This window comes from Dyella soli, from assembly GCF_054482295.1.
The window spans coordinates 371,273-392,148 of sequence record NZ_JBTFFU010000001.1; the positions used below are offsets into that span (position 1 = coordinate 371,273).

General features: G+C 66.7%; 19 protein-coding genes and 1 tRNA gene. 6 read left to right on the plus strand and 14 right to left on the minus strand.

The window, feature by feature from the left end:
• Positions 1–38: 38 nt before the first annotated feature.
• Positions 39–812 carry a TenA family transcriptional regulator gene (locus tag ACXU4B_RS01750; protein WP_131407194.1) on the plus strand — a complete coding sequence of 258 codons (774 nt, stop codon included), beginning with the start codon at positions 39–41 and terminating at the stop codon, positions 810–812.
• Between the two features lie 73 nt (positions 813–885).
• The gene (locus tag ACXU4B_RS01755; RefSeq protein ID WP_165583119.1) at positions 886–3,636 is read left to right on the plus strand and encodes a putative bifunctional diguanylate cyclase/phosphodiesterase; all 2,751 of its coding nucleotides are present in this window, start codon (positions 886–888) and stop codon (positions 3,634–3,636) included.
• A gap of 13 nt (positions 3,637–3,649) precedes the next feature.
• On the opposite strand, the gene msrA is transcribed toward ACXU4B_RS01755, so the two are convergent.
• Positions 3,650–4,357 carry a peptide-methionine (S)-S-oxide reductase MsrA gene (gene msrA, locus ACXU4B_RS01760; protein ID WP_131407196.1) on the minus strand — a complete coding sequence of 236 codons (708 nt, stop codon included), beginning with the start codon at positions 4,355–4,357 and terminating at the stop codon, positions 3,650–3,652.
• Between the two features lie 211 nt (positions 4,358–4,568).
• Here msrA and ACXU4B_RS01765 point away from each other — a divergent pair, with 211 nt between their 5' ends.
• Positions 4,569–5,390: an arylamine N-acetyltransferase family protein gene (locus ACXU4B_RS01765; protein WP_131407198.1), complete on the plus strand. Its 822-nt coding sequence runs from the start codon at positions 4,569–4,571 to the stop codon at positions 5,388–5,390.
• A gap of 16 nt (positions 5,391–5,406) precedes the next feature.
• On the opposite strand, the gene ACXU4B_RS01770 is transcribed toward ACXU4B_RS01765, so the two are convergent.
• The 5 genes from ACXU4B_RS01770 to ACXU4B_RS01790 all read right to left on the minus strand — a co-directional run bounded on the left by ACXU4B_RS01770 (position 5,407) and on the right by ACXU4B_RS01790 (position 9,145).
• Positions 5,407–5,628 carry an RNA-binding S4 domain-containing protein gene (locus ACXU4B_RS01770; protein ID WP_131407200.1) on the minus strand — a complete coding sequence of 74 codons (222 nt, stop codon included), beginning with the start codon at positions 5,626–5,628 and terminating at the stop codon, positions 5,407–5,409.
• Between the two features lie 6 nt (positions 5,629–5,634).
• On the minus strand, positions 5,635–6,069 hold the full coding sequence (locus ACXU4B_RS01775; RefSeq protein ID WP_131407202.1) for a barstar family protein: 435 nt from the start codon (positions 6,067–6,069) through the stop codon (positions 5,635–5,637).
• Positions 6,066–6,482: a guanyl-specific ribonuclease gene (locus tag ACXU4B_RS01780; protein WP_131407204.1), complete on the minus strand. Its 417-nt coding sequence runs from the start codon at positions 6,480–6,482 to the stop codon at positions 6,066–6,068. Before ACXU4B_RS01780 ends, ACXU4B_RS01775 begins: the two co-directional genes overlap by 4 nt.
• Before the next feature lie 71 nt (positions 6,483–6,553).
• A complete protein-coding gene (locus ACXU4B_RS01785) occupies positions 6,554–7,411 on the minus strand; it encodes a DUF72 domain-containing protein (protein WP_131407206.1) in 858 nt (285 codons plus the stop codon).
• Between the two features lie 39 nt (positions 7,412–7,450).
• Positions 7,451–9,145, minus strand: coding sequence for a GGDEF domain-containing protein (locus tag ACXU4B_RS01790; protein WP_240733985.1), 1,695 nt, complete (start codon positions 9,143–9,145; stop codon positions 7,451–7,453).
• Between the two features lie 369 nt (positions 9,146–9,514).
• Here ACXU4B_RS01790 and ACXU4B_RS01795 point away from each other — a divergent pair, with 369 nt between their 5' ends.
• The gene (locus ACXU4B_RS01795) at positions 9,515–10,072 is read left to right on the plus strand and encodes an NADPH-dependent FMN reductase (protein WP_131407210.1); all 558 of its coding nucleotides are present in this window, start codon (positions 9,515–9,517) and stop codon (positions 10,070–10,072) included.
• Positions 10,073–10,100: 28 nt separating this feature from the next.
• Here ACXU4B_RS01795 and ppk1 read toward each other — a convergent pair whose 3' ends face one another.
• Together ppk1 and ACXU4B_RS01805 are read right to left on the minus strand one after the other, a co-directional pair.
• Positions 10,101–12,209: a polyphosphate kinase 1 gene (ppk1, locus tag ACXU4B_RS01800; protein ID WP_425481401.1), complete on the minus strand. Its 2,109-nt coding sequence runs from the start codon at positions 12,207–12,209 to the stop codon at positions 10,101–10,103.
• A 274-nt stretch (positions 12,210–12,483) separates the two neighbouring features.
• Entirely contained in the window at positions 12,484–13,266 is a 783-nt protein-coding gene (locus ACXU4B_RS01805) for an AraC family transcriptional regulator (RefSeq protein ID WP_131407214.1), read from the minus strand.
• 128 nt (positions 13,267–13,394) lie between these two features.
• Here ACXU4B_RS01805 and ACXU4B_RS01810 point away from each other — a divergent pair, with 128 nt between their 5' ends.
• Entirely contained in the window at positions 13,395–14,627 is a 1,233-nt protein-coding gene (locus ACXU4B_RS01810) for an MFS transporter (RefSeq protein WP_131407216.1), read from the plus strand.
• Positions 14,628–14,762: 135 nt separating this feature from the next.
• On the opposite strand, the gene murB is transcribed toward ACXU4B_RS01810, so the two are convergent.
• The 6 genes from murB to amaB form a co-directional block, all read right to left on the minus strand.
• Positions 14,763–15,782 (minus strand): UDP-N-acetylmuramate dehydrogenase, encoded by a 1,020-nt coding sequence (gene murB / locus ACXU4B_RS01815; RefSeq protein WP_131410246.1) that lies wholly within the window; start codon positions 15,780–15,782, stop codon positions 14,763–14,765.
• A 10-nt stretch (positions 15,783–15,792) separates the two neighbouring features.
• Entirely contained in the window at positions 15,793–16,830 is a 1,038-nt protein-coding gene (locus ACXU4B_RS01820; RefSeq protein WP_131407218.1) for a quinone-dependent dihydroorotate dehydrogenase, read from the minus strand.
• A 2-nt stretch (positions 16,831–16,832) separates the two neighbouring features.
• Complete coding sequence (locus tag ACXU4B_RS01825) at positions 16,833–17,600, minus strand: class I SAM-dependent methyltransferase (RefSeq protein WP_131407220.1); 768 nt, start codon at positions 17,598–17,600, stop codon at positions 16,833–16,835.
• Positions 17,601–17,606: 6 nt separating this feature from the next.
• The gene (locus ACXU4B_RS01830; protein ID WP_131407222.1) at positions 17,607–18,380 is read right to left on the minus strand and encodes an SDR family NAD(P)-dependent oxidoreductase; all 774 of its coding nucleotides are present in this window, start codon (positions 18,378–18,380) and stop codon (positions 17,607–17,609) included.
• Between the two features lie 17 nt (positions 18,381–18,397).
• Entirely contained in the window at positions 18,398–18,745 is a 348-nt protein-coding gene (locus ACXU4B_RS01835) for a hypothetical protein (protein WP_131407224.1), read from the minus strand.
• 93 nt (positions 18,746–18,838) lie between these two features.
• Positions 18,839–20,374, minus strand: a complete 1,536-nt coding sequence (gene amaB / locus ACXU4B_RS01840; RefSeq protein ID WP_131407226.1) for an L-piperidine-6-carboxylate dehydrogenase — start codon at positions 20,372–20,374, stop codon at positions 18,839–18,841.
• A gap of 116 nt (positions 20,375–20,490) precedes the next feature.
• Here amaB and ACXU4B_RS01845 point away from each other — a divergent pair.
• A tRNA-Arg gene (locus ACXU4B_RS01845) sits at positions 20,491–20,567 on the plus strand.
• The last annotated feature ends 309 nt before the right edge of the window (positions 20,568–20,876 follow it).

The window sequence follows — 20,876 nt, forward strand, 5'->3', positions numbered from 1 at the left end:
GGGTCGGCGGTTTTCCTTTGCCAAGACTGGAGAACTGCATGAATGCTCAATTTGAACGCACCGGCTCGCTGACCGAGCTCACCAGCTACCCGCAATGGGCGCAGGACATGGTGGCCGCCTGCGAACCCGCCCGCCGGAGCGTGCGCGACCACGTGATGTGGGACCAGATGCGCGAGGGGCGCATCGACCCGGCGACCATGCGCCATTTCATGGTCGGCACCTGGTCGCTGATCGAGCGCTTTCCCTCCTTCATGGCGCTGAACCTGTTGAAGACGCAGTACGGGCGCAGCCCAGGCGACAACCTCGCCCGGCGCTGGCTGGTGCGCAATATCCGCGTCGAGCAGAACCATGCCGAATACTGGCTGGACTGGGCCGAAGGCGCGGGCGTGTCGCGCGAGTCCGTCCTGGATGGCCTGCCGCCGCGCGGCACCCAGGCAGCGGCGGACTGGTGCCACGAGGTCTGCGGTGGCGACTCGCTGGCCGCCGGCATCGCCGCCACCAACTACGCCATCGAGGGGGTGACCGGCGAATGGTCGCAGAAGGTGTTCGACAGCCTCGCTTATGCCGAGAGCCTGCCGGCCACCGGCCGCAAGGCCACGCTGCGCTGGCTACAGTTGCATGCGGCCTATGACGATACCCATCCCTGGGAGGCGCTGGAGATCGTCTGCACGCTCATGGGCACGCGGCCGCCGGCCGAGGCGGTGGAGCACCTGCGTGAGTGCATCGTGCGCAGCTATACGAGCCTGCATTACGGGCTCGAGCGCTGCCTGGCGCGTCCGTTGGTCGAAGAGGTCGAGGAGCAGGCGGCCTGAAGACCATGGCCGGGTCGTCGACAGTACGAGGATGCGGATGTAGCTTATGCGGCGGTCGTGTAAAAGGGACGCCATGGAGTCCATCCGTAGCACCTCTCAGACACCGCTGTCGCGACGCTTGCGGCCATTGGCCTACGGGCTGGTGGCCGTCATTGGTCTGATCCTGGTGCTGACCTGGGGCACGCTCCAGGTCCAGGTCACTCTCGCCGGCTTCCTCAACGGCGAGAGTGTCTGGAGCAAGGCGCAGAAACAGGCCGTCATCGACCTCTCCACCTACGCGCAGACCGGCGACAACCGTCGCCTGGCCAGCTTCCAGTCCAACTACGACCTGCTCGTGTCCGATGGCTGGGCGCGCGATGCCATCGCGTCCGGGCACTTCGACCACGCCGCGGTGGACCGCGCATTCGAGCGCGGAAATATCCTGCCTTCCGCCAAGCCGGGCATGATCTTCATGCTTCGCTGCTGCACCGGCGTGCGGCACATGGGCGATGCCGTCGAAGCATGGCGCGCAACGGATCGCCCGCTACGGCAGCTGGCCGACATCGCCGCCGGGTTGCAGCAGGCCTACGCGCAGGGCCCGCCCGATCCGGGCGATATCGCGCGCAAGCTGGCGAGCATCAACGCCCTCAACGATCAAATGGAACCGCTGACCAAGCGGTTTTCGCTTGAGGTGGCGCAGGGTGCGATCTGGCTTGGCGGCTTGCTGTTTGCCGCCGTGTTCTTCGCCGCGTGCCTGGCGTCGCTGCTCTGGCTCAGCATGGCGCGACGCGCGCTGTCGCGCATTCGTGGCACCGAGGATCGCTACAGCCTGCTGTTCGACAGCGCAGCCGATGCCATCGTGATGGTCGACGATGCGAATGGCAGCATCCTGGGCGCCAATCGCACGGCACTGGAATGGACCGGGCTGGAGTCGCACGCCCTGCTTGGCATGGCGTTGTCGAGCCTGTTCGTGCCGCTGCTGCATCGCGCCGACGGCGCCATCACAGGCGAGCTGCGCGGCCGCGGCGGGCGCCTGCGTCCGGTGGAAATGCGCAGCAGCGTGGCGCAGTGGGGCAGCAGGACGGTGCGCCAGTCGATCCTGCGCGACGTCACCGAGCGCGTGAACCTGGAGCAGCAGCGGCGCATCGCGTCCGAGGCGCTGGCCGGCATTGCCGAAGGCGTGATCATCACCGACGCCGAGCGGCGCGTGACGCGGGTCAATGCCGCCCACATCCGCATGACCGGATTCACCGCGCAGGCCCTGCAGGGCGTGCGCTTCGATGACTTGCGCAGCCTGCCTGACGGCTCGCCGCTGCCGGCCTCGGTATGGGAAACCATCGACATCGACGGCAACTGGGTCAGTGAGGTGCGCAGCCGCCGGCTGGACGGCATGGCCTATCCGGAGTGGCTAAGCATCAGCGCCATCCGCGACCAGGAAGGCCGCGTGCAGCATTACGTCGCCGTCATCAACAACATCAGCGCGTCGAAGGCGAACGAGCAGCGGCTGCAATACATGGCGGCGCATGATCCGCTGACGGGCCTGGCCAACCGCGCCGAATTCGAGCGTCGCTGCGTGCAGGCCGTGGCCGAGGCCGAGCGCGAGCGCGGCATGGTCGCCGTGATGTTCATCGACCTGGACGCGTTCAAGGCCGTCAACGACAGCTATACCCACGCCATCGGCGATCACCTGCTGGTCAAGGTGGCCGAACGCATCGCCTATGAACTGGGCGACGACGGCCTGGCGGGACGCATCGGCGGCGACGAGTTCACGGTGCTGTTGCGCCGGCTGTATTCGCGCGAACAGGCCAGCGCGCTGGCCGGGCGACTGCTCACCACGCTGGCCGCTCCCGTGGTGGTGGGCGACTACGAAGTGGCGCTCAGCGCCAGCATCGGCATTGCCTGCTATCCGCTCGACGGCGTGGACGTGCCCACCCTGATCACCAACGCCGATGCGGCCATGTACGCGGCGAAGACCGAAGAGCGCAACGCCTTCCGCTTCTACTCGCCGCGCATGCAGGCCGATGCGCGGCGGCGCATTGCGCTGGCGTCGGAGCTGCGCAAGGCACTGGCCGACAACGAGTTCCACATGGTCTACCAGCCGACGGTGGAATTGCGCAGCGGTCGCATCGTGGCGGTGGAGGCGCTGTTGCGCTGGCGCCATCCCCAGCGCGGGGAAATCCAGCCCGGCGAGTTCATTCCCATGGCCGAGAAGCTGGGCCTGATCCGGCGTATCGACCAGTGGGTGCTGGCAGCGGCCTGCACCCAGATGCACCTGTGGGACAGGGCGGGGGCGCCGCCGTTGCGCATGGCGGTCAATGTCTCCGCACACTGGTTCGGGCAGGCCAATTTCGTGGACGACATCCGCGCGTTGCTGGAGTCGCGCCGGCTGGCGCCCGAGCGCCTGATGCTGGAAATCACCGAGGGTGCGATCCTGCGCCTGGGCGAGGAGATGGAACGCACCCTGCATGCCCTGCATGCGTTGGGTGTCGGCGTGGCCATCGACGACTTCGGTACCGGCTATTCGTCGATGAGCTACCTCAAGCTGCGCGCGATTGCCTATCTGAAGATCGACCAGAGCTTCGTGGCGGGCCTGCCTGACGACGGCAGCGACGCGGCCATCGTCGAGGCCATGCTCACGCTATGCCGCAACCTCGGCATCAGCCCGATTGCCGAGGGCATCGAGACGGAAGAGCAGCATCGCTTCCTCGTGCGCGCCGGCTGCAACGAAGGGCAGGGCTTCCTTTACTCCCGCCCGGTCGAGCCGCAGGAAATACTGCAGCTGCTGGGTTCCGGCCGCCGCCACGTCGGCGCGCACCTGCGACTGGTGCCGCCCGAATCGATCTGAGGTGATCGCGGGCTCAGTGCAGCTGCACGTCCACCACCATCTGGTCCGGCTGGTACAGCGACGGGAACAGCTGCTTGAGGTGGACCACCTTCGGGGCATCGTTGAACACGATATACGGCTCGTTCGGGTGCCGCTGCGCATAGTCCTGGTGATAGGGCTCGGCCACGTAGAACGCCTTCAGCGGAACCACCTGCGTGACGATCGGATCGTTGAATGACCTGGCGGCGGTGAGCTGCGCGATGTAAGCCGTGGCGACTCGCTTCTGCTCGTCGTTGCCGTAGAAGATCACCGAGCGGTATTGCGTTCCGGTGTCCGGGCCCTGACGGTTGAGCTGGGTCGGGTCGGTGGCGACCGAGAAGAACACCTTCAGCAGCTGGCCATAGCTCACCCTGGCAGGGTCATAGAGGATCTTCACGGACTCGGCATGGCCGGTGTCGCCGTCGCTCACGCGCTCGTATTCGGCTGTATTGGCCGCGCCGCCGGAATAGCCGGCCCAGACCTTCTTCACGCCCTTCACGTGCTCGAACACCGCCTGCAGGCCCCAGAAGCAGCCGCCCGCCAGCACGGCGACCTGATCGCCCGGGGCCGCGGCGACATCCACGCTGGGGTCGGGCAGGGTGGTGGCGTCGCTGCCCGCTGCGGCCAGGCTGCAGGCGCCGAGGCCGGCCACGAACACCAGGCCGGCAAGCAGGGAGAAGGGTCTGAAACGGCGGATGCTCATGGGGGAAGCTCCATCGGCGACGGGATCAGGCACCCCGGCAGGCTGGCTGGCCGGGGAGGCATCGGCGGACGCTCGCGCAACCGCCTTTCAATCGTCTATTCGTCGCCGGGCCCGACCCGGTTACCTGGGTCCCGCCGCTGCGGCCAGCGGCGCCCTGAATCGGCGGCGCCGCGGTGCTATGGTGCGCCTCCACGTCCCCGCGGGTGTATCCATGGCTCACGTCGTCGACCTGAACGCGTATCTGCAGCGCATTGGCCATGACGGTCCGCTGGCCGCCGACCTGGCCACCCTCCGTGCGATTGCCACCGCCCATGTCGCAGCCATTCCGTTCGAGAACCTGGACCCGTTGCTGGGCGTGACCGTTTCAGTGGAACCGGAAGCCATCGAGCGGAAGCTCGTCGATCAACGGCGAGGTGGCTATTGCTTCGAGCAGAACCGGCTGCTGATGGAGGTACTGAAGGCGATCGGTTTCGAGGTATCCGGCCTGATCGCACGCGTGTTGTGGATGCAGCCGGAGGACACCATCGCGCCCCAGACCCACATGCTGCTGCGGGTGGAGCTGGATGGCGCCAGCTGGCTCGCCGACGTGGGCTTCGGGAGCATGGCGCTCAGCGGCGCGCTACGCCTGCAGCCGCAGGTCGAGCAGGCCACGGCGCACGAGCCGTTCCGGCTGCTCAACCACGGCGGCGACTGGCGCATGCAGGCCCTGGTCCGTGGCGAGTGGCGCACGCTCTATCACTTCGACCTGCAGCCGCGGCCCCTGATCGACTACCAGGTGGCGAACCACTACTCCTCGACCTATCCCGGTTCGCATTTCACCCAGGGACTGATCGTCGCGCGCACCTTGCCCGGCCGTCGCCTCGGCCTGCGCAACCGGGAGTTCGCCGTGCATCCGCTGGGCGGCGAATCGGTGCGGCGCACGCTGGCGTCGACGGCCGAGATCAAGGCGGTGCTGCAGGAGGAATTCGGCATCCGGCTTCCCGCCGGGGCGGAGCTCGATCGCCGGCTGGCGGCGTTGCCGCGGCCCGCCTAGCGTCGCTTGCCGTGGTTCATTCCGCGGCGTGCACGTGGATGACGATGTCTTCCACCTGTACGACCTGGCCCGCGTGGATCTTGCAGGTCTTGCGCAGTTCCTGCGCGCCGTCGACGGATACCGCGCCGCTGGCCACGATGGCCTTGCCCGCGCCGCCGCTGTCGCACAGGCCAACCAGCTTGAGCAGCTGGTTGAGTTCGACGTAGTCGCGATCCAGTTCAAATTCGAGTTCGTGCATGGGCAGTCAGGCGTCGGTGTCGTCGAAGGCGCTTTCGGGCAGCGCGAAGAAGGTGAAGAAGGGCGATTCGGCGTCCTGCCAGTAGTCCACGGCTTCCTCGAGGATGTCCAGCAGGGTATCGAAGTCGTCCTCGTTGCTGTCGCGCATGTCCTGCGCGTGATCGAACAGCAGGATGATGCCCGGTGCCTTCAGCCAGGAGAGGTCGCGCAGGCTGTCGGACAGTGCGTCCCAATTGCGGCCGAAATCCGCGGGCAGGCGCAGTGCGGCGACCAGGCGGTCGAACAGCGCCTCGCGATCGGGGTAGTCGGCGAGGCTGACCCGGCAGACCCGCAGACCCTGCATGCCGGCGGCGTCCGCCAGCGGATCGAGGTCGTCGGAAGTGACGAAGAAGATGCCGCCATGCGACGGATCGCCAAAATCGAGATCGAATTGCGCATTCATGGGTTTACCTCGAACTGGCGAAACGTGCGGTAGTGGTCTTCGGTGTAGTAGTAGACGCGCGGTGGCGTGCCGCCAGTGATGATGCGTCGCGCGCCGCGATAGTCGAGGCCCGGGGTTTCCACCGTGTACTCGTGGTAGTAGCCCTCCGGCATCGCGGGCAGCCGGCCTTCGCGGTTGTTGAATACCACGCCGTCCTGCCGGTGCTCGAACGGACCACCATGGGCAATGCGCGCCAGCGTGTCGGCTGCTTCCGCCGGCAGGAAAGGCGGCAGCCTGCTGCCCGGCGCCGGCACGGTGGCATGGGGCTGCGGGCCACCGGCACCCACGGGTGACGGCTCGGGGGCGCGCTGGTTCCACAGCAGCGCGGCCACCGCCATCACGGCCAGCAGGATCAGGGGCTTGAGTACGCGCATGGATGGACGTCCGGACGGAGTGGCGCGAGTGTAGAGCTTCCGCCGCGCGCAGGCACTCACCCCGGAGGCGGTCAGCCCGCGGCGTCGACCCGGTGCTGCAGCGCCATCGCCGCGGCCGGGTTGCGCTCCTTCGCGCTGCTGATGAAATAGACGAAGACGTCGCGGGCTGCCTGTGGCGCCAACGGGGGTGCTACGTGCGGCAGTTCGGCCGGGTCGCCACCATTGGCCCAGGTCCGTGCCCGCGCCGTCCAGGCATCGAGGTCGGCGCTTGCGTAGCCGGTGTCGACATGCGACTCGCTGCGCATCAGGCGCGCATAGGCGAAGTCACCGGTGAGGTCGGCCAGCGACGGATACTGCGGTGAATCGGTGAATACCGTGGGGATGCACCGGGCCCGTGCCAGTTCGACATAGCGCGGGTCCAGGAAACTCGGGTGGCGCACTTCCAGCACGTGTCGCATCGGCTGGCCGTTGAGCTCGCGCGGCAGGTGGCCGAGGAAGGCGGCGAGATCATCCGCATCGAACGGGCGCGATGGCGGCAACTGCCACAGCACCGGCCCAAGGCGATGGCCGAATTCCGCCAGCCCGCCGGACACGAAGCCGTGGATGCCGCGGGCGCTATCGGCCAGGCGCTTGCCTTCGGTGATGTAGCGCGGGGCCTTGAGCGAGAACACGAAGCCGTCCGGCGCCTCGGCTGCCCAACGGGCATAAGTGGCCGGCTTCTGTGCGCCGTAGAACGTGCCATTGATTTCGATGGCACGCAGCTGGCGGCTGGCGAACTCCAGCTCGCGCCGCTGCACCAGGCCCGCGGGATAAAAGTTGTTGCGCCACGGTGCAAAATTCCAGCCGCCGATGCCCACGCGTATGCGCGAGGCAGGGCCTTGGGACGGTGCAGGGGCAAACAGGTCGGCGGGTGCGGAGGCTTTGGACATCGGGCGGATCCCTGGGGGCCGCCATGATGCCACGCCGGTTCAGGCGTGGCGGTCGCCTTCCACCGCGCGCGGCCAGCCGCGGCGCATCGGCGTCTCCAGCTTTTCGTCCAGCCTGGCCCGATTTCGGCCCGCCAGCTTGGCGCGATACATGGCATGGTCGGAGCGCTCGATCAGGGCTTCCACGCTGTCGTCGGGCAGGCGCATGGCGATGCCGATGCTCACGCTCAGCACCAGGCCATCGTCATTGACCGGAATGTCCAGGCGATGCACGCGGCGACAGAGCCGCGTGGCTACCTGCATCGCCTGGCCCTGCTCGACGCCGTACAGCATGGCCACGAACTCCTCGCCGCCGTAGCGCCCCAGCAGGTCGTGCGGGCGCAGCTCGTGGCGCAGCGCCTCGGCCACGGCCACCAGCGCCCGGTCACCGGCGGCGTGTCCCTGCCGGTCATTGAGCAACTTGAAATGGTCGAGGTCGAGGAACAGTAGCGCCACCGGCTGCATGGTGCCGCTGGCGAGCAGCTTGCTGACACTTTCGGTCCATGCACGACGATTCAGTACATTGGTGAGGGCGTCGTTGTCCGCCAGCCCCTGCACCACGTCGCGGTCGCGCCGCATGATGAGGGCGCGGTCGGCCAGGCCCAGCGACAGCACCACGGCCTCGAACGCGCCCGCGGCAAGGCAGGCATCGCTGAGCCAGATCACGTCGGCCAGCATGCCGTTGCCCTGGCTGCTCGAGAGTGCCGTCAGCGCCAGCAGCGGGGTCCAGCCGACCAGGAAGAACCACGCGGGGCGCGCGCCGCGCACGGCGGCCGCCACGGCGGCCAGCAACAGCAGCACCGTGCCCAGGATCAGCAGCGGCCCGATCAGCACCTGGGCCATCTGTTGCAACAGGGGGATCTGGCAGCTGCGCAGCAACACCACCAGCGGCATGCCCACGGCAAGGGCGAGGGTCGGCGTGTGCAGCAGGCGCGCATAGCGCTGGAGCTCGCAGAAGCGCGCCATGAACATCGCCGCGAACGCCACCGACAGCGCCACCGAGGACGAGCTGACCACGGCCGCCGTGCCGCTCAGCGAAGTCATTTCCAGCGGATGGAACAGGTAGCCGGTCTGGATGCTCTGGATCAGGGCGTAGCAGAGCACGTAGCCCGCATACCAGGCGAACGTCGCATCGCGCAGCATCATCGCCAGGCACAGCGCCATCAGCGACATCGCCAGCATGACCGCGAAGCAGGCGCTGGCGAACACCAGCCAGCGGGCGTCCTTCTGCAGGTATTCGCTCCACGACTGCAGCTGGAAGCTCACCGGCGTGGCACGCCCCGACGAAGGTTCAAATTTGAGCAGGATGGGATCGGAGGCCGGCGTGGCTTCGGTAAGCCGGTAGGCGAGGCGGCCATTGCCATGGGCGATTTCGGTGAAGTCGTCCAGCGACATGGTGAGGGCCGCGCCGTGCTGGTCGACCATGGTCACCGCTGCCAGCGGGGGAGGGTAGATCGACAGCACGCGCTCTTCGCTCACCAGCGGCGGCTGTGGCTGCAGGATCACCCACGTGCCCAGTCCCTGGCGCGAGAAGCGTTGCAGCAGGTTCGGATCGAAGCTCGCCATCTCGCCACGGCGAAACTCCTCCAGCACGCCCTGTGGCGTATCGCCCGGCCGTACGTCACGGGAGGCGCCGGTCATCGGGGTATTGGCGCGGGCGATCGCGGCGAACAGCACCATGGCGAGGATGCACAGCATCCGCCATCGGTACCGCCTCGCTGGTGACGCGATCTGCCCGACCATGCACCGTCCCCTGTTCCGGCACTCCCCTCCCTGTTGAAGGCAGTGCGTACGACCCCGGCTTACCGGTCATCCCTGGTCGTGTTTCCCCGCGCGCACCGGCGGCGCCTGGGGTGGCTTCGTCCTTGCGGACCGGGACGCGCCATCATGCATGGATCGCCACCCCGGCTTCTTTACGTCAAAAGGTATAGAAGGCTAGGCACGAAGCATGCCACAAGGCGTCCAGAGGCGCCGGAAAGGGCGATCACGAGCGGTTCACCGCCCCCGCTGGCATGCTCCGGGGGACAGGTTTCGTGGTTTCCCTCCCCGCCGAAGGAGCACACAGGCATGAGCAAGATCCGAGTCGCCGTCCTGGTAGGCAGCCTGCGCAAGGGCTCGTTCAACCGTCAGCTGGCCCGGGCCGTGGAGCAGCTGATGCCCTCCGACTTCAGCTTCGACTACGTCCGCATCGACAACCTTCCGCTGTACAACCAGGACTTCGACGGTGACTACCCGGCCGAAGGCAAGCGCCTGAAACAGGAGATCGAAAGCGCCGACGCGCTGCTGTTTGTCACCCCGGAATACAACCGCTCGCTGCCCGGCGTGCTGAAGAATGCCATCGACATCGCCTCGCGACCGTGGGGCGCCAACTCCTTTGCCGGCAAGCCCGGGGCGGTGATCGGCATCTCCGTCGGTGCCACCGGCACCGCCCTGGCGCAGCAGCAGCTGCGCAACGTGCTGGCCTACCTGGACGTGCCCACGCTCGGGCAGCCCGAGGTCTTCATCCAGCACAAGGAAGGCCTGTTCGAGGCCGATGACAAGATCGGCAGCGACGGCACCCGGAAATTCCTGCAGGGTTTCGTGGACCGCTATGTCGCGTGGGTGAAGACCCACGGCAAGGGCTAGGCCGCCGGGGTCATTGCCCAGTGCCGGCTCAGGCGTCGTTGGCCGCCCCGCAGCCGCACAGCTTGTCGAGCAGTTGCGACTGCACGTTGCGGACTTCCTTGTTGGCCGCCGGATGCATGTGCACGTAGGTGCCATCCGGCTGCAGCAGCCAGCTGTTGGAATTGTCGGCCAGGTACATGTCCAGCTCCTTCTTCAGGCGGGCATGCAGTTTCTTGCCCTCCACCGGGAAGCCGGTTTCCACGCGGCGATCCAGGTTGCGTTCCATCAGGTCGGCGCTGGCGAGGTAGACCTGCTCGTCGCCGTTATTGGCGAACCAGTACACCCGGCTGTGTTCCAGGAAGCGGCCGACCAGCGAGCGCACGCGGATATTGTGCGAAACCCCGGCGACGCCCGGGCGCAGGCAGCACATGCCGCGCACGATCAGGTCCACCTTCACGCCGGCGATGCTGGCCTTGTACAGCGCGCGGATCATCTTCGCGTCGGTGATCGCGTTGACCTTGATGATGATCTGCGCCGGCCGTCCCGCATGGGCGTGGGCGGTCTCGCGGGCGATCAGTTCCAGCAGCGTCTTCTTCAGCGTGAAGGGCGCATGCAGCAGCTTCTTCATCTGCAGCAGCTTGCCCATGCCGGTGAGCTGGCTGAAGAGCTTGTGCACGTCCTCGCACAACGCCTGGTCCGAGGTGAGCAGGCTGTAGTCGGTGTAGAGGCGCGCATTGCCGGTGTGGTAGTTGCCGGTGCCAAGGTGCGCGTAGCGCACCAGTTCCTCGCCCTCGCGTCGCTGGATCATCATCAGCTTGGCGTGCGTCTTCACGCCCACCACGCCATAGATCACCATCGCGCCGGCCTGCTGCAGGCGCGAGGCGAGCGAGAGGTTGGACTCCTCGTCGAAGCGCGCGCGCAGTTCGATCACGACGGTCACTTCCTTGCCGGCGCGCGCCGCGTCGACCAGCGCATCGACGATCTCGGAATTGGCGCCGCTGCGATACAGCGTCTGCTTGATGGCCAGGACATTCGGATCCTTGGCCGCCTGGTGCAGCAAGTCCACCACGGGCGCGAACGATTCATAGGGGTGCAGCAACAGCACGTCCTGGCGACCGATCACCTGGAACAGGTCTTCGGCTTTCTTCAGGGCCTTCGGGATCGCCGGCGTGAACGACGGGTATTCCAGCTCCGGTCGACGCGTCTTGCTGGCCAGGCCGAACAGCCGCGCCAGGTTGACCGGGCCGTTGACCTCATACATCTCGGCGGCGGAGAGGCCAAACTGGCGCAGCAGGTAGTCGGTGAGTTCGGGCGGGCAGTTGTCGGCGACCTCCAGCCGGACGGCGTCGCCGAAACGGCGCGAATACAGCTCGCCGCGCAATGCGCGGGCGAGGTCCTCGACGTCTTCCGGGTCGATGGTGAGGTCGGCGTTGCGCGTCAGGCGGAACTGGTAGCAGCCCCGCACGGACATGCCCGGGAACAGTTCCTCGGTATGGGCGTGGATGATCGACGAGAGCAGCACGAAATTCTCGCCGCCTTCGCTGACGTCGTCAGGCAGGCGGATCAGGCGCGGCAGCACGCGCGGCGCCGGCACGATGGCCAGGCCCGAATCGCGCCCGAAGGCGTCGACGCCTTCCAGCTGGACGATGAAGTTGAGGCTCTTGTTGACCAGCAGCGGAAACGGGTGGGTCGGGTCGAGCCCGATCGGGGTAATCAGCGGCGCCACCTCCTGGCGGAAATAGCGACGCACCCACATCTTCTGTTTGTGCGACCACTCGTTGCGCCGCACGATGCGTATGCCGTGACGCGCCAGCTCGGGCAGGATGCGGTCATTGAGGATCGCGTATTGCCGCTCGATCTGCTTGTGCGTTATCTCGCTGATCTCGGCGAGGGCGCGACGCGGTGTAATCCCGTCGAGTCCGACGATCTCGTGATCGAACGCGATCTGGCTCTTGAGGCCCGCCACCCGGATCTCGAAGAATTCGTCCATGTTGCTGGAAAAGATCAGCAGGAACTTGAGGCGTTCCAGGATCGGCTTGCTCTCGTCGAGCGCCTGGTCCAGCACACGGATATTGAACTGCAGCTGCGACAGTTCGCGGTTGATATAGAGGCTGGCGTCGCCCAGGTCAGGAGCCACCGGAGCCAGCGGAGTCGCCATGGCCGCCGGTTCCGCGAGCGTGCCGCGCGGAGCTTCGCTGTCGCGTACTTCGTTGGGACGTACGACATCGGTACTCATCGGATCACCGTTCGAAGGGCGGGCGCGCGAGGGCCGCGCAGGACCGCGAGGGAACATAGTACGGCGCCGACAAAGACGGAGCCATGGCAGTGCAGTCCGTGTTCAGGCACTGTCACGTCAACGACATATTGCGTGCATTGTTTGACATGCACATGACAATGCTTGGACCCATGTCACGACATCGTGATGCATGCATTCACGCCGGCGGCGTGGCGAGATAGCGGCTGGGCGCGAGCCCCAGCACGCGCCGGAACGCGGTGGCGAAGGCGCTGGGATTGCCATAGCCAAGATCGACCGCCACCTGGGTGATGGACTGCCCGTTGCCCAGTCGCGTGAGCGCGGCGAGCAGGCACGCCTGCTGGCGCCACGCGGTGAAACTCATGCCGGTGTCTTCGCGGAACGTGCGCGTGAAGTGCCGGCGGCTCATGCCGGCGCGCGCCGCCATGTCGTCGATCTTCACTTCCTGCGAAGGGTGGACGAGCAGTTCGCGGCACAGTGCGGCCAGGCGCTTCTCCCGCGGCAGCGGGGCACTCAGCGGCAGCACCGGCATGCGGCGGATCTCGTCGAGCAGCAGCGACATCACGCGCCCGTCGCGACCATCGAGATCGTATTCGGCGGGAAGGTCCACGGCTTCCAGCAGCAACTCATGCAGCAGGGGAGACACCGCGATGACCTGGCAGCGCTCGGACAGCCCGGCAGCGCGGGCTGCCTCGGGCGTCACGTAGGCGCTGCGCGTGGACACCCGCCCGCCCATGTGCACTTCGTGGGTGACGCCGGGCGGGATCCACAGGGCCCGGCGCGGCGGCACCACCCAGCTGCCTTCGCTGGTGATGGCGGTCAGCACGCCGGTGGACGCGTAGAGCAACTGCCCGCGCCGGTGCGAGTGGGCCGGCAGCGCGTAGTGGGTCGGGTATTCGTTGCCGGTGGCGATCACGTCGCGCGGCGTATTCTCGTAGGCGTCGGCGCGGGTATTGCGCACAGTCTTGGCCCAGATTCAATGGAAATTGACCCGCTGATGCGTGCGGGCCGACCCCGACCACTCTAAGGTGGCGTCCCTGGCACCGCAAGCCGTGATGCCCGACCGCACCTACGAGGCCTCGAATTTCCATGCAGACCCGCGTTGACGACATGCCCTTGCCGGCGGCACCCGCCGCCAGCCATGCAGCACCCGCCACCGAATTCCGCATCCTGGGGGCGATCAGCTTTTCGCATCTGCTCAACGACATGATCCAGTCGCTGATCCTGGCGATCTATCCAATCCTCAAGAGCGGTTTCGACCTCAGCTTTGCGCAGATCGGCCTGATCACGCTGACCTACCAGTTGACCGCGTCGCTGCTGCAGCCGGCGGTGGGCATGATCACCGACCGCAAGCCCATGCCGTATTCGCTGCCGGTGGGCATGGGTTTCACGCTGTGCGGCCTGTTGTTGCTGGCCGTGGCGCCGAACTTCGCCGTGCTGCTGCTCGCAGCGGCGCTGGTCGGCACGGGATCGTCAGTGTTCCATCCCGAATCCTCGCGCGTGGCGCGCATGGCGTCGGGTGGCCGGCACGGCCTGGCGCAGTCGCTGTTCCAGGTCGGCGGCAACGCGGGCTCATCCCTGGGGCCCTTGCTGGCCGCGTGGATCATCGTGCCGCACGGTCGCGGCAGCGTGGCCTGGTTTTCGCTGGCGGCGCTGCTGGCCATGGTGGTGTTGCTGCAGGTGAGCCGCTGGTATCGCGACCATCACGTGGTACGCAGCAAGACCCATGCGCACCATGCGCTGCTGGTGCCGCTGACCCGGACGCAGGTGGCGTGGTCGCTGCTGATCCTGGGCCTGCTGATTTTTTCCAAGTACTTCTACCTGGCCAGCATCAGCAGCTATTACACGTTCTACCTGATCCACAAGTTCGGCGTGTCGGTGCAGAACGCGCAGACGCACCTGTTCGTGTTCCTGTTTGCGGTGGCCGCAGGCTCGCTGATCGGCGGCCCGGTCGGCGACCGCATCGGCCGCAAGTGGGTGATCTGGGCGTCGATTCTCGGCGTGGCCCCGTTCACGCTGTTGCTGCCGCACGCCAACCTGTTCTGGACCGGTGCACTCACGGTGGTCATCGGCCTGGTGCTGGCCTCGGCCTTTTCGGCCATCCTGGTCTACGCGCAGGAGCTGATCCCGGGGCGGGTGGGCATGATCTCGGGGCTGTTCTTCGGCTTTGCCTTCGGCATGGGCGGCGTTGGCGCGGCCGTGCTGGGGCATGTCGCCGATGCACGAGGTATCGAGTACGTCTATGGGCTGTGTGCGTACTTGCCGTTGATCGGCGTGATCACGGCGTTCCTGCCGAATCTGGAGCGCAAGCGGGTGGCTTGAGGGGCGATGGCTCGTGGCGAAGCCTGAAACGCGCCAATGGGCGTCCATTCTGGTGCTGCCCCGAACGCACATGGAAGCCGTTTTTTGCTCGTCATCCCTGCGAAGGCAGGGATGACGCCGCGGTAAGCGGAAGGCTCAGATCACAACTGGCTCCGGGTCCAGTGTCACACCAAACCTGGCTCTCACGCCCTCGATCACGCGCTGCGCAAAATCCCACAACTGTGCGCCATTCGCATGGCCATGGTTGACAAGTACCAGCGCGTGGCGATTGGAAATGCCCGCATCTCCCTCACGCATGCCCTTGAAGCCGCTCGTTTCGATCAGCCACGCGGCAGATAGCTTCCAGCGACCGTCGCCGCCGACCCATGCCACCAACTCGGGGTGTTCGCGCTTGAGCGCCTCACCGGTGGCGGCGTCGACCATGGGGTTCTTGAAGAAGCTGCCCGCGTTGCCGATCACGGCCGGGTCGGGCAGTTTCCTCGTGCGCAGGTGCACCACCGCTTCGGCCACGTGGAACGGCGCGGGCTTGGCCACGCCCATGCGGTCGAGTTCCTCGCGAATGCCGGCGTAGTCCAGGCGCAGTTCACGCGAGCGGGGCAGGGCAAAGCGTACGGCCGTGACGATGAAGCGGCCCGGTTCGCGCTTGAACACGGAGTCACGATAGGCAAATGCGCAGGCCGCGCGATCGAGGATGGCGACGCGGCGTTCGCGCGTGTCCCATGCCTCCACGCTTTCGATGAACTCGGCCACCTCGGTGCCATAGGCGCCGATGTTCTGGATCGGAGCCGCACCCACCGTGCCGGGAATCAGGATCAGGTTTTCCAGTCCCGCAAAGCCCTGGCCAAGGGTCCAGCGCACGAAATCGTCCCAGCGCTCGCCTGCGGCCACCGCGATGCGTGCGGTGTCGCCGTCCTGTTCCACCTGTACGCCGCGCGTGGCCATGGCCAGCACGGTGCCGTGGAAGTCGCCGGTGAACAGCATGTTGCTGCCTTCGCCGAGCACCAGCAGGCGGCTGCCGCGCACGACGGGGAAATCCAGCAGCTCGGGCAGCCTGGAGGCTTCGCGCACCTCGGCCAGCAGGGTCGCGCGCGCATCCACGCGCAGCGTGTTGCGATTCGCCAGCGAGGCGTTTTCGATCAGCGTGTAGCCGCCCATGTCGATGCGCTCAGCCACCATAGGTGTCCCCGCGCTGGCGGCGGATCTCGTCCACGCATTCGGCGACCAGCGCCGGTCCGCGATAGACCATGCCCGAATAGAGCTGCACCAGCGAGGCGCCGGCCTCGATTTTCCCGGCGGCGTCGCTGCCATCCATGATGCCGCCCACGCCGATGATGCCGATGCGGTCGCCCACGCGCTGGCGCATGCCGCGCAGCACGGCGGTGGAGCGCGCGAACAGCGGCTTGCCGGAGAGGCCGCCGGCCTCGTTGCCGTGCGGATCGCTGGCGACGGCCGAGTGGTCGATGGTGGTATTGGTGCAGATCACGCCATCGACGCGCGCCGCCAGCAGCACCTCGGCGATCGCGTCGAGCTCGGCTTCGGCAAGGTCGGGCGCGATCTTCAGCAGCATCGGCTTGCGTGCGCCACTCTGCGAGCCCAGCCTCTCCTGCGCTTCGCGCAGCGTCTCGATGAAGCGGCGCAGCGTGGCTTCCTCCTGCAGGTCGCGCAGGCCCTGGGTATTGGGCGAGGAGATGTTCACCGTCACGTAGCTGGCGTGGGCGTACACGCGCTCGAGGCAGAACAGGTAGTCGTCCACGGCCTTTTCATTGGGCGTGTCCTTGTTCTTGCCGATATTGATGCCGAGCACGCCGCGATAGCCCGACTGCTGCACGTTGCGCACCAGCGCGTCCACGCCGGCGTTGTTGAAGCCCAGCCGGTTGATCACCGCCTCGTGGCGGGGCAGGCGGAACATGCGCGGCTTGTCATTGCCCGGCTGCGGGCGTGGCGTGGTGGTGCCGACTTCGACAAAGCCGAAGCCGAGCGCACCCAGGGCATCGAGGTGGTCGCCGTTCTTGTCCAGGCCCGCGGCAAGGCCCACGGGGTTGGGAAAGCGGATGCCGAAGGCCGTGGTCGGCAGTTCGGCCGGCGGCTTGGCGGCGAGGTGGATGAAGTTGCTGCGTTGGGCCACGTCGAGGCCGTACAGCGTCACCCGGTGGGCGGTTTCGGCGTCGAGCGCGAACAGCAGGGGTCGGATCAGATCGTACATAGTCAGGACATCTTGCCCACGTAAATGACGGTGTCGTAGTCGAAGCTGACGTGCCCGTTCACGGCGCAGCGATCGAACAGCTCGCGCAGTGCCTGCATCATCGGTTCGTGCGAAGGGTGGCCGGCGCGCGGTGCGTACGAGGATGACATGAGCCGGCCGCTCAGTGCATCGAGATCGAGCAACTGGCCGTGATCGAAGCGGCCCATGCCGCGATAGTCCTCGCCGAACCAGCGGCGCATCTGCGGTTCGTCGCCATAACGCTCGGCGACGCTGGTGTAGTCGGTGCCATAGGCCTTGAGCAGCGCCTCGTATCCTTCGAGGAACGGCGTGCCGACCAGCCGCCGGGAATTCCAGATGATCGCGACCAGCCCGTTGGGCCGCAGGATGCGCTGGAATTCGCGTCGCGCGGCTGCCTGGTCGAACCAGTGGAAGGCCTGCGCCACGATGACCAGGTCGACGCTGGTGTCGTCCAGGCCGGTCGCCGTGGCGTGTCCGTCGATGATGCGGAAGCGCGCGTTGTCGCCGAGCCAGCCCTGGGCGGCAGCGCGCATCGGCTCGTTCGGTTCCACGGCAATGACGCGATAGCCGCCGTCCAGGAACAGCTTGCAGGAAATGCCGGTGCCGGCGCCGATGTCGGCCACCCACCAGTGTGGGTTCACGCCATGCTCGCCTTGCAGCCAGTCCAGCATGGCGACGGGATAGTCGGGACGGTAGCGCACGTAGTCGGCGACGCGATCGCTGAATCGTTCGGTGGACCTGAGGTCACTCATGGGTCGTCACCCCGTCAGAAGTTGGCCGCCATCCACGCACAGCGTCTGCCCGGTGATCCAGCTGGCGTAGGGCGAGGCGAGGAACAGGGCGGCATGGGCGATTTCCTCGGGCCTGCCGTAGCGGCCGAAGGGGATCTTTGACAGCGTGTGCTGGTAAAGCTCGGGTGCTTCGGTCTTGCAGCGATCCCACAGACCGCCGTCAAACTCGATGGAACCCGGTGCGATGGCATTGACGCGGATGCGCTGCTCCGCCAACTGCAATGCCTGGGATGTGGTGTAGTGGCTCAACGCAGCCTTGATGGCGGCATAGGCTGGACCGCGCACACGGGGGCGAAACGCCGCAATCGACGAGGTGTGCAGAATGCACGCATTCCGTGACGCTTTCAGATGGGCCAGGGCAGCACGTGACGCGCGCACCGCTGCCATCAGATCCACGTTGAACCCCGCCAGCCAGCCCTCGTCGTCGTCGCTGAAGCCGTAGCCGCTGGCGTTGTTGACCAGCACGTCGATGCCGCCGAGCACCTCGGCAGCTTCGCCGATGTACGCATCGATGGCCTGCGCATCGGCCAGGTCGCAGCGTTGCGTATGTGCGGTGACACCACGCGAGGCGATGGCATGGCGCACCTCGTCCAGGGCCGCCGCGCCGCGCGCGCACACCGAGACGGCGGCGCCGGCTTCGGCAAAGGCAAGGGCAATGCTGCGGCCGATGCCGCGGCTGCCGCCCGCCACGACGACGCGGTAGCCATGGAAGTCGAAGGGAGCGTGGGGCAGGGGCGTCATGGGCGGCTGGTGGCGTGCTAGAACGGCGAGTGGCGAGGCAGGAGAACCACCTGCAGGAACACCAACAGGCACAGGATCAGGACCAGCAGGTATTGCGTATAAGCCATGATCCGGCCGGCCTTGGCGATACCCTCGCCGCGCAAGGTGCCAGCCGAGCTGCGGATGTGCTTCTGCGCCAGCCAGCCGCAGACCGAGGCGATCACCGAGCCGGTCAGCGGCAAGGCGATGACATTCATCAGGTGAAGGCCCGCCAGTGCCAGGCCCATGAAGGGCAGCACGGTCCATGCAAGAACGGCAAAGATCAGGCTGAAAATCGCCAGCGTGCTGTACGCCGGTCCTTCCGGAACCACTCGTGCCTCGTCCATCGTCGCAACTCCTGTCGTCGATGCCGCTACAGGTGCAGCCACTTCCGTGCCCGATGCATCCCGGCGTCCACCGGGATGCAACGTGGTATTGCCTTACAGGTCGAACTTGATGCCCTGGGCCAGCGGCAGCGAATTGGAGTAGTTGATGGTGTTGGTCTGGCGGCGCATGTAGACCTTCCATGCGTCCGAACCCGACTCGCGACCGCCACCGGTTTCCTTCTCGCCGCCGAAGGCGCCGCCGATTTCCGCGCCGGACGTACCGATGTTGACGTTGGCGATGCCGCAATCGGAACCGGCGGCAGACAGGTACTGCTCGGCCGACTTCAGGTTCTGCGTGAAGATCGCCGAAGACAGGCCCTGCGGCACGCTGTTCTGCAGTTCGATGGCCTCGTCCAGCGTCTTGAACGGCATGACGTAGAGGATCGGCGCGAAGGTTTCCGTCTGCACCACCTCGTCGCTGTTCTTCAGGCCGGTGACGATGGTCGGCAGCACGAAGTTGCCCGGGCGGTCGGACAGCGCGGCACCACCGGTGCGCACGTCGCCGCCGGCAGCCTTGGCCTTGGCCACGGCAGCGAGGTAAGCCTGCACGGCATCCTTGCTGTTGAGCGGCCCCATCAGCGTGGTGGACAGCGTCGGATCGCCGATCTTGCCTTCGACCTGCTTGTACGCCGTGACCAGCTTCTCGGTCACTTCGTTCATCAGCGACTCGTGCACGAACAGGCGGCGCGTGGTGGTGCAGCGCTGGCCGGCGGTGCCGACGGCGCCGAACACGATGGCCGGAATGGCCAGCTTCAGGTCGGCGCTCTCGTCCAGGATGATGGCATTGTTGCCGCCCAGCTCCAGCAGCGAGCGACCCATGCGCCTGGCCACGCGCTCGCCCACCTGGCGGCCCACCTTGGTCGAACCGGTGAAGCTGATCAGCGGAATGCGGTGGTCGTCCACGAACGCCTGCGAGAGCTCGGTGCCGGCATCGTTGAACAGGAAGAAGATGTCCGGGAAGCCGCCGGCCTTCAGCGCCTCGTTGCAGATCTTCATGCTGGCGATGGCCGACAGTGGCGTCTTCGGCGACGGCTTCCAGATGCAGATGTCACCGCAGATGGCGGCGAGGAACGCATTCCATGCCCACACTGCCACGGGGAAGTTGAACGCGCTGATGATGCCCACCAGGCCGAGCGGCTGGTACTGCTCATACATGCGATGGCCCGGGCGCTCCGAGTGCATGGTGTAGCCATAGAGCATGCGGCTCTGGCCCACCGCGAAATCGGCGATGTCGATCATCTCCTGCACTTCGCCGTCGCCCTCGGGCTTGATCTTGCCCATCTCCAGCGCAACCAGTGAGCCCAGTTCGTGCTTGTGCTTGCGCAGCGCCTCGCCGCACAGGCGCACGGCTTCGCCACGGCGCGGCGCCGGCGTGGTGCGCCAGGTCTTGAACGCTTCCTGCGCGCGCTTGACCAGCACGTCATAGTCCGCGGCGCTGGAGGCGTGCACGGTGGCGATCACTTCGCCGGTCGCCGGGTTCACCGGCTGCAGCGTGCCGGCGTCGGTGGTCCTGGACCATTCGCCGTTACCCAGATACGTGCCCGAATGCGCGTTGCCGAGACCGAGTGCCGTGAGGATTTCGTGGGACATGCGTGCTCCTGGAGCGTGGCGCGGGGGACGCGCCTGGATGAAAACGGCCATTCTAGCAGGCACCCTTCCGGGCCGGATCGCGTTGGCGCCCGATCCATGCCAGAATTTAACGCGTTGCCCCCGTAGCTCAGCTGGATAGAGCGTCCCCCTCCTAAGGGGAAGGTCGTACGTTCGAATCGTATCGGGGGCACCAATTTCAATCACTTGCGTGACCTGGTGGAGTGGTTCGCTGGCGTATTTCGCCTTGTCTTGCCCGCATGAAGAACGGGGCCAGCCGACACCGTTGCGGGCCCTGCGAGCCTCCGCCAGCCCCAGCAAAGCCCGCTCCCCAGCGGGCTTTCTTGTTGTTGGATCCCGCTGAGGATGCGAACCGCCAGGGCATTCCGCAGGAGTGCCGTCGCCCATGCGGCGAGACCCTGCGTTCTGCGCGTTGATCCGGGTCCCATGCCTCTGGCCCGGCGGCCCTGCAGCGCAGCCAGTGGCCAGATGCAAAAAAGGCCCG

Excerpts from the sequence above, each read along its gene's own strand:
- ACXU4B_RS01835 (WP_131407224.1), bottom strand. The coding sequence starts at position 18,745 with ATGGACGAGGCACGAGTGGTTCCGGAAGGACCGGCGTACAGCACGCTG.
- ACXU4B_RS01810 (WP_131407216.1), top strand. The coding sequence starts at position 13,395 with ATGCAGACCCGCGTTGACGACATGCCCTTGCCGGCGGCACCCGCCGCC.
- ACXU4B_RS01755 (WP_165583119.1), top strand. The coding sequence starts at position 886 with ATGGAGTCCATCCGTAGCACCTCTCAGACACCGCTGTCGCGACGCTTG.
- ACXU4B_RS01790 (WP_240733985.1), bottom strand. The coding sequence starts at position 9,145 with ATGCTGTGCATCCTCGCCATGGTGCTGTTCGCCGCGATCGCCCGCGCC.
- ACXU4B_RS01750 (WP_131407194.1), top strand. The coding sequence starts at position 39 with ATGAATGCTCAATTTGAACGCACCGGCTCGCTGACCGAGCTCACCAGC.
- ACXU4B_RS01825 (WP_131407220.1), bottom strand. The coding sequence starts at position 17,600 with ATGAGTGACCTCAGGTCCACCGAACGATTCAGCGATCGCGTCGCCGAC.
- ACXU4B_RS01820 (WP_131407218.1), bottom strand. The coding sequence starts at position 16,830 with ATGTACGATCTGATCCGACCCCTGCTGTTCGCGCTCGACGCCGAAACC.
- murB (WP_131410246.1), bottom strand. The coding sequence starts at position 15,782 with ATGGGCGGCTACACGCTGATCGAAAACGCCTCGCTGGCGAATCGCAAC.
- ACXU4B_RS01765 (WP_131407198.1), top strand. The coding sequence starts at position 4,569 with ATGGCTCACGTCGTCGACCTGAACGCGTATCTGCAGCGCATTGGCCAT.
- amaB (WP_131407226.1), bottom strand. The coding sequence starts at position 20,374 with ATGTCCCACGAAATCCTCACGGCACTCGGTCTCGGCAACGCGCATTCG.
- ACXU4B_RS01795 (WP_131407210.1), top strand. The coding sequence starts at position 9,515 with ATGAGCAAGATCCGAGTCGCCGTCCTGGTAGGCAGCCTGCGCAAGGGC.
- ppk1 (WP_425481401.1), bottom strand. The coding sequence starts at position 12,209 with ATGGCGACTCCGCTGGCTCCGGTGGCTCCTGACCTGGGCGACGCCAGC.
- ACXU4B_RS01830 (WP_131407222.1), bottom strand. The coding sequence starts at position 18,380 with ATGACGCCCCTGCCCCACGCTCCCTTCGACTTCCATGGCTACCGCGTC.
- ACXU4B_RS01775 (WP_131407202.1), bottom strand. The coding sequence starts at position 6,069 with ATGAATGCGCAATTCGATCTCGATTTTGGCGATCCGTCGCATGGCGGC.
- ACXU4B_RS01780 (WP_131407204.1), bottom strand. The coding sequence starts at position 6,482 with ATGCGCGTACTCAAGCCCCTGATCCTGCTGGCCGTGATGGCGGTGGCC.
- ACXU4B_RS01770 (WP_131407200.1), bottom strand. The coding sequence starts at position 5,628 with ATGCACGAACTCGAATTTGAACTGGATCGCGACTACGTCGAACTCAAC.
- msrA (WP_131407196.1), bottom strand. The coding sequence starts at position 4,357 with ATGAGCATCCGCCGTTTCAGACCCTTCTCCCTGCTTGCCGGCCTGGTG.
- ACXU4B_RS01785 (WP_131407206.1), bottom strand. The coding sequence starts at position 7,411 with ATGTCCAAAGCCTCCGCACCCGCCGACCTGTTTGCCCCTGCACCGTCC.